Origin of the sequence: Aliarcobacter thereius LMG 24486 (assembly GCF_004214815.1) — a bacterium.
GTDB lineage: Bacteria > Campylobacterota > Campylobacteria > Campylobacterales > Arcobacteraceae > Aliarcobacter > Aliarcobacter thereius.
On the sequence record NZ_CP035926.1, the window covers coordinates 959,073 to 970,907 of the forward strand.

The 11,835-nt window shown below is 25.8% G+C and carries 14 protein-coding genes; 4 read left to right on the forward strand and 10 right to left on the reverse strand.

The features are described from left to right. Window positions 1-3 precede the first annotated feature (3 nt). The 3 genes from ATH_RS04940 to ATH_RS04950 all read right to left on the reverse strand — a co-directional run bounded on the left by ATH_RS04940 (window position 4) and on the right by ATH_RS04950 (window position 1,823). On the reverse strand, window positions 4-645 hold the full coding sequence (locus ATH_RS04940; RefSeq protein WP_228140847.1) for a sensor histidine kinase: 642 nt from the start codon (window positions 643-645) through the stop codon (window positions 4-6). 190 nt (window positions 646-835) lie between these two features. Beyond that, window positions 836-1,498: a response regulator transcription factor gene (locus tag ATH_RS04945; RefSeq protein ID WP_066183988.1), complete on the reverse strand. Its 663-nt coding sequence runs from the start codon at window positions 1,496-1,498 to the stop codon at window positions 836-838. After that, on the reverse strand, window positions 1,491-1,823 hold the full coding sequence (locus ATH_RS04950; RefSeq protein ID WP_170167569.1) for a hypothetical protein: 333 nt from the start codon (window positions 1,821-1,823) through the stop codon (window positions 1,491-1,493). The genes ATH_RS04945 and ATH_RS04950 overlap by 8 nt, the downstream gene beginning before the upstream one ends. Before the next feature lie 161 nt (window positions 1,824-1,984). Between ATH_RS04950 and ATH_RS04955 the strand changes: the two genes are divergently transcribed. Then, window positions 1,985-3,748: a Na/Pi cotransporter family protein gene (locus tag ATH_RS04955; protein WP_066390440.1), complete on the forward strand. Its 1,764-nt coding sequence runs from the start codon at window positions 1,985-1,987 to the stop codon at window positions 3,746-3,748. Next, complete coding sequence (locus tag ATH_RS04960; protein WP_066390438.1) at window positions 3,735-3,959, forward strand: hypothetical protein; 225 nt, start codon at window positions 3,735-3,737, stop codon at window positions 3,957-3,959. The genes ATH_RS04955 and ATH_RS04960 overlap by 14 nt, the downstream gene beginning before the upstream one ends. Here the strand turns inward: ATH_RS04960 and brnQ are convergent. The 5 genes from brnQ to pgeF all read right to left on the reverse strand — a co-directional run bounded on the left by brnQ (window position 3,952) and on the right by pgeF (window position 8,562). Beyond that, complete coding sequence (gene brnQ, locus ATH_RS04965; protein WP_066186164.1) at window positions 3,952-5,247, reverse strand: branched-chain amino acid transport system II carrier protein; 1,296 nt, start codon at window positions 5,245-5,247, stop codon at window positions 3,952-3,954. The two genes, ATH_RS04960 and brnQ, sit on opposite strands and share 8 nt — an antisense overlap. Then, entirely contained in the window at window positions 5,244-5,717 is a 474-nt protein-coding gene (locus tag ATH_RS04970; protein WP_066390436.1) for a tRNA (cytidine(34)-2'-O)-methyltransferase, read from the reverse strand. The genes brnQ and ATH_RS04970 overlap by 4 nt, the downstream gene beginning before the upstream one ends. Next, window positions 5,717-6,550 carry a formyltetrahydrofolate deformylase gene (gene purU / locus ATH_RS04975; protein WP_066184005.1) on the reverse strand — a complete coding sequence of 278 codons (834 nt, stop codon included), beginning with the start codon at window positions 6,548-6,550 and terminating at the stop codon, window positions 5,717-5,719. Before purU ends, ATH_RS04970 begins: the two co-directional genes overlap by 1 nt. A gap of 7 nt (window positions 6,551-6,557) precedes the next feature. Then, window positions 6,558-7,814: a malic enzyme-like NAD(P)-binding protein gene (locus ATH_RS04980; RefSeq protein WP_066390433.1), complete on the reverse strand. Its 1,257-nt coding sequence runs from the start codon at window positions 7,812-7,814 to the stop codon at window positions 6,558-6,560. 79 nt (window positions 7,815-7,893) lie between these two features. After that, on the reverse strand, window positions 7,894-8,562 hold the full coding sequence (gene pgeF, locus ATH_RS04985; RefSeq protein WP_066186155.1) for a peptidoglycan editing factor PgeF: 669 nt from the start codon (window positions 8,560-8,562) through the stop codon (window positions 7,894-7,896). A gap of 60 nt (window positions 8,563-8,622) precedes the next feature. On the opposite strand from pgeF, the gene ATH_RS04990 reads away from it, so the two are divergent. Both ATH_RS04990 and ATH_RS04995 read left to right on the forward strand, forming a co-directional pair. Continuing rightward, a complete protein-coding gene (locus ATH_RS04990) occupies window positions 8,623-9,234 on the forward strand; it encodes a class I SAM-dependent methyltransferase (protein WP_066390428.1) in 612 nt (203 codons plus the stop codon). Window position 9,235: 1 nt separating this feature from the next. After that, window positions 9,236-10,048, forward strand: coding sequence for a shikimate dehydrogenase (locus tag ATH_RS04995; protein ID WP_066390427.1), 813 nt, complete (start codon window positions 9,236-9,238; stop codon window positions 10,046-10,048). A 3-nt stretch (window positions 10,049-10,051) separates the two neighbouring features. On the opposite strand, the gene ATH_RS05000 is transcribed toward ATH_RS04995, so the two are convergent. After that, window positions 10,052-10,792: an exonuclease domain-containing protein gene (locus tag ATH_RS05000; RefSeq protein ID WP_066390426.1), complete on the reverse strand. Its 741-nt coding sequence runs from the start codon at window positions 10,790-10,792 to the stop codon at window positions 10,052-10,054. Window positions 10,793-10,801: 9 nt separating this feature from the next. Next, the gene (gene queA / locus ATH_RS05005; RefSeq protein ID WP_066390425.1) at window positions 10,802-11,833 is read right to left on the reverse strand and encodes a tRNA preQ1(34) S-adenosylmethionine ribosyltransferase-isomerase QueA; all 1,032 of its coding nucleotides are present in this window, start codon (window positions 11,831-11,833) and stop codon (window positions 10,802-10,804) included. Window positions 11,834-11,835 lie beyond the last annotated feature (2 nt).

The following is an 11,835-nucleotide window of genomic DNA, read 5'->3' on the forward strand; positions in this document are numbered from 1 at the left end:
TTTTTAAGCTTGTTTAATGATATTTTTTAGATTTAGACTTACTTTTGTTCCATCTTCTAAGGCTTCAATATTAATTGCTATTTTATATTTATCACAATACTCTTTTATTATAGCAAGACCTATTCCATAACCTTTATTTAAAGAGTTTTCTTGGAAATATCTTTCAAAAACAAGCATGATGTTTTCTGGAATTATTGACTTTCCTCTATTATATATAGAAAAAATAGTATCTTTTTGTACTATTTTTATATATGGATTATCTTTAGAGTTATATTTTATTGCATTTGAAATAAGATTATCTAAGACAATTATAAATCCATGATAATCAGCATATAAGTTAATATTTATAATATTTATATCAAATTTTATAAGTTCTTTTTGCTCTTCAAATTTTAAAAGAGATTCATTTAGTACATTTTCTAAATAAAACTCTTCAAGTTCTATTTTTTCAAGCTCTTTCTTAAGTTGATACTCCATATTTTTATATAGTTTTATTAAGTTCTCATTTGCTTGTCTTACTCTTTCAATTCTTGCTAAAGTTTTTTCATCTTTTATTGTTGTTTTTATTAAATCTATATTTAATTTAATTGTTGAAACTGGTATATTTAACTCATGAAGAGTATTTTTTATACTGCTTTCTATCATTTCATCACTTTTAAAAATAGGATTTAAAATCTTTTTTGATAAATATATAAAAAGAGCGAACTCAAAAACTATTAAAAAAAAGTATATCCATAAATTATCTATATTAAATAGTGAAAAATAAAAGAATAAAAAACTTATAATTTGAATAAGAAGAAAAATAATACCTAAAGATAAGAAAAAATATATTTTTTTAAAGTTCAAATCTATAACCAACAGCTTTTATATTTTTTATACAATCTTTTGAGTCTAAAACTTTCTTAATTTTACTTACATAAACTCTTATAGAACCTTCACTATATTCACAAGATGAGTTCCAAAGTCGTTCAATAATAAGCTCTTTACTCACAATTTTACCTTCAAATTCTAAGAAAAGGAGAAGGAGTTCAACAGTTTTTTGAGGAATATTTAAATCAATATTATCTTTATATACTCTTTTTTCCAATGGATCTACACTTATATTATTTTTTAAATTTATAATTTGTAATTTTTTGTTTAATCTTTTAAAAATAGCTTTTATTTTAAAAAGTAGCTCATCTAACTCAACAGGCTTTTTTATATAATCATCACAACCATTTATATATGCATCTTTTATAGTATCTTTATCTTTATACGAACTAATAAATATTGTTGGAGTTAAATCATCACTATCTCTTAATGTTTTTAAAAAATCTATTCCATTTTGTCCTGTAAGATTTATATCAAATAGATATAAATCATATCTGTTTTCATAGTTTAAATTAAGAGCTTCTTCTGTATTTTTTGCTAAATCAATATTATAGTTTTCCTCTTTTAATATATCTTCTAAAGTATTTGCAAAAAGTAAATCATCTTCTAAAATTAGAATTCTAGGCATTTTCGTTAGTTCTTTTTTTCTTTGGTTTTTGTCTTGATAGCTTTTTATATTTTTCTTGAATTATTTTTCTCTCTTTTATCTCTTTTCTTATCTCATATTCATCAGCTGATTGGAGTCCTTCTCTTTTTTCAACTGGGATTTTTCCTTTTAGTTTTGGATTTAATCTAAAAAATTCATCAACATCTATTTCAAATATTGAACCTTTATTATGTAATTCAGCTTTTTTTGGATACTTAATTATATAACACTCTTTAAAATCACTATCTATTTTTCCACCATAAGATAAAATAGCAAATACATTGAATTTTTTTAATATATACAGCATTAAAAATATAAGAAATATAAGTATATAAATATCAGAACTGCTCATTGTTTTTCCCAAATATTGTTATGTAAGATTAATTTATTTATACTATCAAAAAACTCCTTATTAATTAATTTTTAGCTACAATTCTGCCTATTTATTAAAATATTCGGGGGAATGAATTGACAAAAAATATTGCTATTGCTTTGGGTCTAATAGTTTTAGGCTATATAGTAATTTCTGATGAAAACTTTACTGTTATATTAAGTGGTATTGCCATCTTTATAATAGGAATGTTTTTTATGCAAGATGGGTTCAAACAACTATCTGGTGGACTTTTAGAAGATTTACTACAAAAGTTCACAAAAAATAATTTTTTATCTGTAGTTACAGGTTTTATATCAACTTCTATTGTACAAAGTTCAACTATTACAACTCTACTTACAATATCATTTGTTGGAGCTGGATTAATTACTTTAATTCAAGGTATTGGAGTTATTTTTGGAGCAAACTTAGGAAGTACAACAACAGCTTGGATAGTTTCAAGTTTAGGAATTGATGTAAAAATTTCTGCTTATGCTTTTCCTATGATTGTTTTTGGAGTTATTTTAAGATTTCTTAAAACGAACTCTTTAAAAGGTACAGGAAATGTTCTTTTAGGTCTAGGTTTTATATTTCTTGGAATTGCATATATGAAAGATGGTTTTGATGTTATAAAAGATCAAATTGACCTTGCTAGTTACTCTATGGATGGATATCCTGGAATTTTATTATATATATTGATTGGATTAGTTATAACTGTTGTTATTCAATCAAGTGCAGCAACTCTTGCAATTATTATTACAGCTTTAAATGCAGATAGTATAAGTTATATAAATGCTTTATCTTTAGCAATTGGAGCGAATGTTGGAACAGTTTTAACAGCTGTTGTTGCATCATTAACTTCTACTCAAGATGCAAAACGAGTAGCTGGTTCACACGTGATTTTTAACTTTGTAACAGCTATCTTTATAACTATTTTTATATATCAATTTAAAGATTTTGTTGATTTTATTGCTCCTTATTTAGGAATTAGTGAAACAAATAATGGTATGAAGCTGGCACTTTTTCATACTTTATATAGTGCATTTGGTATTGTTTTACTTTTTGCATTTATTCCAAGTATTGCTAGATTTTTAGAAAGAGTTATTCCTCAAAAAGCAGCTTTGGCATCAAAACCAAAATATTTATCTCCTATTGTTTTAACAAACCCTGATGCATCTATTGTTGCTATTAGAAAAGAGGTTATAAATCTTTATGAAAATTGTCAAAAAGCAATTTTACATGCTCTTAGCCTTCATACAACAGGATTAACACAAGATAATTTGAATCAACAATTAAAAAAAGAGCTATCTATAATTGATACTAATTTAGATGAAATTTATCAAACAAATTTAAAATCTTTATATAGTTCAATTATTGAATATTCATCTTTTGCACAAGAACATATGTTTGATTTCCAACATATAAAAGCTGGTGAATTTAAAAGAGCAGCATCTTTGATTGTTGAAATATTAAAAGATACAAGAGATATTCAAAAAAATCTAAACTTATATTTAAAAAGTAAGAATAGTTATATTAAAGAAGAATATAATATTTTAAGAAAAGAACTTGCAGAGATTTTAATAAATATTAATATTCTAGCTGGTTTAGAAGATGAAGTTGATCAATTAACTCAATTAGAAGTTATAAAATCTGAATTAGCACAAAATGATTTAGCAAGTAGTGAAGAGATTGATGCTTTAATTAGAGAAGATAAGATTAAAGCAACTATGGCTACATCTTATATGAATGATAGTGCAACTGGTTATTCTATTCAAAAGAAACTAGTAGAAATTGCAAATATTCTGTTTTTAAATAGTGATTTAATTCAGAAAATAAGTGAGGTAAAAAATGAAACTAAATAAAATTATAGATAAGATTAAAAAATTTCTTAAAAAAGATAAGCTAAAAGATTCTCAAGAAGAGAAAGTTTTAAAGATTATTAAAGAGCTTAAAAAGAAAAGAGTAAAAGTAAAACAAGAGCTAAGAAAAGCCAATAAAAGAAAAAAAGAGACTCTTAAAAAAGAGCTAAAAGCTATTCATAAACTTATTAGAAAAAGCAAAACTCTTATATAAGAGTTTTCTTTTCTTTCACAAAATTACCAATAAATCCAAAAATAACTGCTATTAAAATCCAAGACAATCCCTCTTTATATAAAGGCATATTTGATATGAATTCAATCTTATAATAATTATTTGATATAAATTCAATAATAGAGTAAATAACGGCTGAAAAACTTGCATATTTATATACATTTTGACTTTTATAGTATTTATCAAAAAATATTAAAAATACTAAAATAATAGCTGCTGGATAAACTGTAAAAAGTATTGGAACAGCAAAGTTTATAATGCTTTCAAGACCAAAATTTGTAATTACTGTTGCAAATAATGATGTAATTACCACTAGTTTTCTATAAGATAATTTACCTTTACTTAATTTAGAAAAGAACTGTGAAGTAACACTTACAAGTGCAGCTCCTGTTGTGAAACAAGCTAGAAAAACAACAAAAGCTAAAACTATTGCACCATCTTTTCCAAATAATTTAAATATTATATTATGTAAAAGAGATACTTTTTCTATATCTGCTGTATAAAAACTACTAGTAGTTGCTCCAAGATATGTAAGTCCTAAATATACAATCATAATCACAAAAGCAGCTATTAAAGAAGCATATCCAACTATTTTAAAAGTTGTTTTTCCCTCTTTATATCCTTTTGATTTCAATAAATTTACAATAATAATACCAAAAGCTATCGCTGCAAGAAGATCTAAAGTTTGATATCCTAAAATTAATCCATCAAAGAATATTGTATCTTTTAGATCATTTTCTTGAATATCTCCTAAAGGAAAGAAAATCCCTTTTATTATTAAAACTATTAAAGATATAAAAAGCAAAGGAGATAAAACTTTTCCTAAAATCTCTATCATACTATTTGGTTTCAATGTAAATAATAGAATAAGAGAAAAATATAATGATGAAGTTATAATTGAGTTATAAATATTATCCCCAAAATATGGAACAATAAGCATTTCATATGTTACTGCACCAGTTCTAGGAAGTGCAATAAGTGGTCCAATACATAAAATCACAATTGACATTAAGATTTTACCGTTTACAATTCCCAATTTAGAAGTAAGATTATCTACATTTCCACCAGCTTTAAGTATTGCAAACATAGCAATTGTTGCAAAACCTATATCAGTTATAAAATAAGCTATAAATGATATTATCCAATCACTTGAACTAATTAATCCTAAATAAGGTGGAAAGATTACATTTCCAGCACCAAAATACATAGAAAAAATAGCAAATCCTAAAATTAATGTATCTCTTATTACTCTAGGTCTATTTTCTATCATATTTCTACCTTAAATTGTTCATAATTTTGTCTAATTGCCTCATAACAAACTATTGATACACTATTTGCAAGATTTAAACTCCTTGCATAATTTGCCATAGGAATTGTAATATTTGAAGATGGATTTAGTTCTAAAATATTTTGTGGAAGACCTGCATCTTCTCTTCCAAAGTAAAAATAGTCATTCTTTTCATATTTTTGTTCAAAATAAGTTTTTTTTGTTTTAGTTGTAGCAAAAAAATGTCTTGAAGAAAAAGGATTCTTATTCCAAAAATCTTCTATATTTTCATATTCAAAAACTTCAAGACTATACCAATAATCAAGCCCTGCTCTTCTTACCTCTTTTTCTGTAATCTCTCCAAAACCATATGGTTTTATTAAATGAAGTTTAGCATTTAAAGCAAAAGCCAATCTTCCTATTGTTCCAACATTTCCAGCAATTCTTGGTTCTAGTAAAACTATATTATACATTATAGAATTACCGTTTTATTTTTGAATACAAAAACCCTATCTGCTAAAAGAAGTTCAAATGCATTTGAAAGAACTACTTTTTCTACATTTCTTCCAGCATTTCTCATATCTTCCCATGAATAAGAGTGATCAACTCTCACAACATCTTGATAAACTATTGGTCCTTCATCTAAATCATTTGTAACATAATGTGCAGTTGCACCAATAATTTTAACTCCTCTATCATGAGCTTGTTTATAAGGATTAGCACCTATAAATGCTGGTAAAAATGAGTGATGAATATTTAAAACTTTTCCCTCATATCTGCTTACAAAATTTGAAGATAAAATTCTCATATATTTTGCTAAAACTATAATTTCTGGATTAAATTCATCAATTTTTTCTGAAATTAATCTTTCATGTTCATCTTTTGAAATATCTTTTGTACTAATAAAAAAGTATGGAATATTGAATTTTTCAACTAATTCTCTTAAATCCTCATGATTTCCTATTACTGCTTTTATATTTGCATTTAGTTCATTTGAGATATATTTAATCAATAAATCACCTAAAACATGAGCCTCTTTTGTAACCAAAATCACAACATCTTTTTTTGCTTTTTTATTTAAGCTTATAATTGAGCCCTCAGGTAAAACCTCTTTTAACTCTTTTTCTAAAATATTTGAAGATATTTTTCCAGATATTAAACTTCTCATAAAAAAGTTTTTTGTATCTGGATCTACATATTCAGCATTTGTATCTATATTTAAATTATTTGCAAAAAGAACTTTTGAGATATTATATATAAGTCCTTTGGCATCATTTGTAGCTATTTTTAATATATACTGTTCCATATGTTTACTATTTTAATTCCTCTAACTCTTTTTTATAAGCTTCTAAATCAAACTCTTTTACTCTTGCCATTCCTTGATTAAATGCCTCAAAAGCAACAGCACTTGAAACTTCTACTTGTAATCTTTTATCAAAAGGTGTAGGAATAATATAATTTTTTCCATATTGTAAATCTCCAAATAGAGCTTTAATATCTTCTGTTATTGGCTCTTTTGCTAAGTTTGCAATAGCTTTTGCAGCAGCTAATTTCATAGAGTCAGTTATTTGTCTAGCTTGAACATCCAAAGCACCTCTAAAAATATAAGGAAAACCTAAAACATTGTTTACTTGATTTGGGTAATCTGATCTTCCTGTTGCTATAATTGCATTTGGTTTTATCTTTTTCACATCTTCTGGAAAAACTTCAGGTGTTGGATTTGCTAGAGTAAAGATTATTGGTTCTTCACACATTAGTTCAATATGTTTTAGAGTAAAACTATTTGGTTTTGAAAGTCCTAAAACCATATCAGCATCTGTAAATGCATCTTCTAAAGATTCACAATCACTTATAAAATCTCTTTTATAAGCATTTAAATCATCTCTATTTTTATTTAAAATACCTTTTGAATCACTCATTATTAAATTTTTAATTCCTAGTTGTTCTTTATACATTTTAGAACAAGCAATAGCAGCAGCTCCTGCTCCAATAACTACAACTTTTAAATCTTCAATATTTTTATTTAAAAGTTCACTTGCATTTATAATTGCCGCTGCTGTAATTATCGCTGTTCCGTGCTGATCATCATGCATAACAGGAATATTAAGTTCTTGTTTTAATCTCTCTTCAATTGCAAAACATTCTGGAGCTTTTATATCTTCAAGATTTATTCCACCAAAAGTTGGGCTAATTGCTTTTACAATATTACAAAATTTATCAACATCTTTTTCATCTACTTCAATATCAAAAGCATCAACTTTTGCAAACTCTTTAAATAAAACTGCCTTCCCTTCCATAACTGGTTTTGATGCAAGTGCTCCAATATTTCCAAGACCTAAAACAGCTGTTCCATTTGAAATAACTCCTACAAGATTTCTTTTAGATGTATATAAAAAAGCATCATTTGGATTGTTTTTAATCTCTTCACAAGGATAAGCAACACCTGGAGTGTAAGCCAAACTTAAATCATTTTTATCTTTAAAGCTTTTTGAAGTCTCTACTCTTATTTTTCCTGCTTTTGGATTTTTATGATAATCCAATGCCAACTCTTTTGTAACTTTAAAGCTCATATTTATTCCCTTCTAAGACATTTATTATAAGTATTTTTTATAAAATATCGTGTATTTTATCTAAGAAAGACTTAAATAGTTAATGAAGAGTAATAATAGCTGCGAATCTTCCAGTTCTACTATTTTTTCTATATGAAAAATAATTACTAGTTCCACACTTTGTACAAATATCTGAAATTTCTATATTTTTAATCCCTAAATCATTTAGTTGTTTTCTATTTATATTTTGTAAATCTATGTTTCTACCTTCTACAAACTCTTTTCCAAAAGAAGATTCAACTATTTTTGCCATTTCAAGACTTACTTCATAACAACATTTTTGGATACTAGCACCTAAAACTGCTCTTATATCTTTTGGATTTGAGTTAAATTTATCTATAAAAATTTGAGCAGTTTTTTTTGTTATTTCTAGAAAAGTGGAGTTTCTTCCAGCATGAATAGCTGAAATCACAGATTTTTTCTCATCAAAAAGTAGTATTGGAATACAATCAGCAACCATTACCATAAGTGGAAGATTTTTGCTGTTTGTAATAATTGCATCACAATTATCAATTAATTTATCACTTTTTTCATCAACTATTACAATATTATCGCTATGTATTTGATTCATATAAACCATATCTTCATTTTTATATGAGTACTTTTTTGCTAGATTTTCTCTATTTTTTTCTACATTTTCTATAATATCACCTACATGAAAAGCTAGATTCCCATCATTTTTATCACTAATAAAATATTTTATGCTCATTTTACTCTCTTAATTCACTTTTGGTTATAATCTTGCCTAAAAATAGTTTAAGGATATGTTTTGAATAAATTTGATGAAAGAGCAAAAGATTGGGATAAAAAAAGAACAACTCTTGATAGAACAGAAGCTTGTATAGAAAATATTAAGAAAAATATTGATTTAAATAAAATAAGAAATATTTTAGAGTATGGTTGTGGAACTGGTCTTTTATCATTTTCTTTAAAAAATGATTCAAATGAAGTTTTAGGACTTGATAGCTCAATTGGAATGGTTGAAGAGTTTAATAATAAAGCAAAAGAACAAAATCTAACAAATATTAAAGCTTTTAAACACGATATACAAAATGATGAATTAAGTGAAAATTGTTTTGATTTAATTATAATTTCTATGTCACTTCATCATATAGAAGATTTGGATATTTTTTTTAAAAAAGCTTACAAAGCTTTAAAAAAAGGTGGAATTCTTTGTATAAATGATTTAGAAAAAGAAGATGGCTCTTTTCATAAAAAATATAACAATGAAGGTGTTTTTCACTTTGGTTTTTCACAAGAAGAGCTTGAAAATATATCTTCAAAGCAAGGTTTAAAAAAGTTTAAATATGAGAGAGTTTTTGTTTTTAAAAGAGATTATGGAGATTTTCCACTATTTAATTTCTATGCAGTAAAGGCTTAAAATGAAAAAATTTGTAATATTTGGAAATCCAGTTGTTCACTCAAAATCACCACAAATGCAAAATGCTGGATTTAAATATTTAAAATTTGATGCAATCTATGAAAAATTTCACTTAGAAGATGGAAAAGAGCTAAAAAATGAGTTTATAAAAAATAGTTTTTTAGGAGCAAATATTACTGTTCCACATAAAGAAGCTGCATTTTTACAAGCAGATGAAGTTGTTGGAATTGCAAAAGAGATTAAAGCTGTAAATACATATATTTTAAAAGATGACAAAGTATTTGCTTACAACACAGATGCACCTGGTTTTATAAAAGCAATTGAGAGTTTTGGCAAAATTAAAAAAGTTTTAGTTCTTGGAGCTGGTGGAACTTCAAAAGCAATTTGTCTTGCATTAAAAGAGAAAAATATTGATACAGTTGTTTTAAATAGATCAAAAAATAGATTAGATTTTTTTATAGAAAATGGTATAAAAACTTACTCTTGGGAAGAGTTTGAAGAACTTGAAAATATTCCTACTTTTGATTTAGTTGTAAACTCAACAAGTGCTGGTTTAAAAGATGATTTACTTCCAGCTTCAAAAGAGATTTTAGAGAAAGTTTTAAGAAAATCATCATTTACTTTTGATTGTATTTATGGAAAAATAACTCCATTTTTGGCTTTGGCTGAAAAGTTGGATAATCTTACAAAAGATGGTGAAGATATGCTTCTTTATCAAGGAGTTTTAGCTTTTGAACTATTTACGAATACAAAAGCAGATGAGATTTTAATTGAAACTATGAGAAAGGGATTAAAAGAAAAGTACTTATCTTAAAGTTTAAGATAGGACTTTTGTTAAAGTATATTTTAAATCTTCATCCATATCTTCCATATTATTAAGCATCCAGTTTAAATAGTTTGCATCTTTTTGTGCAACATCTACTATTTTTTCACCTTTATATTTTCCAAATTTAAAAGTTTGCACAAAAACAGGAGTTGAACTAAGTTCTACTAGTTTTTTCATAGGATTATAGTTTGGATAAACCTCTCTTGTTTTAGCTACAAGCTCTCTTAAAAAAAGTTTCATTACAAGTACATCACCTATTGCATCGTGAGCTTTTATAGTGATATTTAATTTTTGTGCTTCCTCTTGCTCATTTTTATATAAATTAAGTGCATATCTTAAATATTGTAATCTATGAAAAGCTAATTCAGGAAATAAATGCCTAGCACATCTTAAAGTATCTATTAATTGTAAATTATTTACAAAACCATCTTTTTTGATCATCTCTAAATCAAAATTTATATTATGTGCAATTAAAAAGTTTGAACTATTATTTAACTCTTCTAATCTTCTATAAAAATTTGTTTCTTTTGCACTTGGCTTATTTTCAAGCATCATAGGAGTTATATTATGAACTTCCATTGCTTCAATTTTAATTGGAACTTCACTTTTACAAAGTTCATCATAAACTTCCATTTTGCCTTTTTGATCTAAAATCATTCCACCAAATTGTATAACTCTATCTTCTTCCAAAGCCCCTGTTGTTTCTGTATCAAATAAAATATAATAAACCATAAAAATCCTTTAAATTATCAACATAGCATCGCCATATGAGTAAAATCTATAATTGTTTTTTATAGCAATTTCATAAAGCTCTAAAGTTTTTTCTAAACCAATAAAAGATGCAACAAGCATAATTAATGTAGATTTTGGAAGATGGAAGTTTGTTAAAAGATGATTTACAATTATTGGTTTGTTTGCTGGATTTAAAAACAAATCACACTCTCCACAAATCATATTTTTTCTTGCATAATATTCCAAAGTTCTAGTAACCGTTGTTCCAACTGCTAAAATATTTTTTGCTTTGTCTATTTTATCTTTACATTGGCTACTTATTTCAAAATATTCACTATGCATTGGATGAGATAAAATATCTTCAACATCAACTGGCTTAAAAGTTCCAGCTCCAACATGCAATGTAAGATAATTTAATCCATATTTATCTTCTATTTTTTGTAATAATTCAGGCGTAAAATGTAGCGATGCTGTTGGTGCTGCAACTGCTCCATATTTTTTAGAAAACAAAGTTTGATAATCTTTTTCATCTTCTTTTGTATCAGCTCTATTTATATATGGAGGAAGTGGAATGTGCCCTATTTCGTTTAAAATTTCAACTAAAGAAGAAAAATCTAATTTAATTTTTTCATAATCTTTTTTATAAAACTCAACAACTCTTGAGCCATCTTCATTTATTTCAATGATATTTGCACAAAGGTTTTTATCAAAAAAAAGTTTTGTGCCAAGATTTACTTTTCCTTTAATATAAACTAAAAATCTATTCATAAAAAGTGCTTTATTTAATAGTAGTTCTATATTAGCACCTGTTAGTTTTTTTCCAAAAATTCTTGCTTTTATTACTTTTGTATCATTTAAAAATATAGTTAAATCTTCTGGTAAAAAATTCATAATATCTTTAAAAATCGCATGAGTAATTTCATTTGTAGCTCTATTATAAACTAAAAGCTTTGCACTATCAGCTGGATTTACAGCTTTTGAGGCTATTTGAGAAGTAGGAAGATAAAAGTCATAACTCGATGTTTTTAAATTATCACTCACTT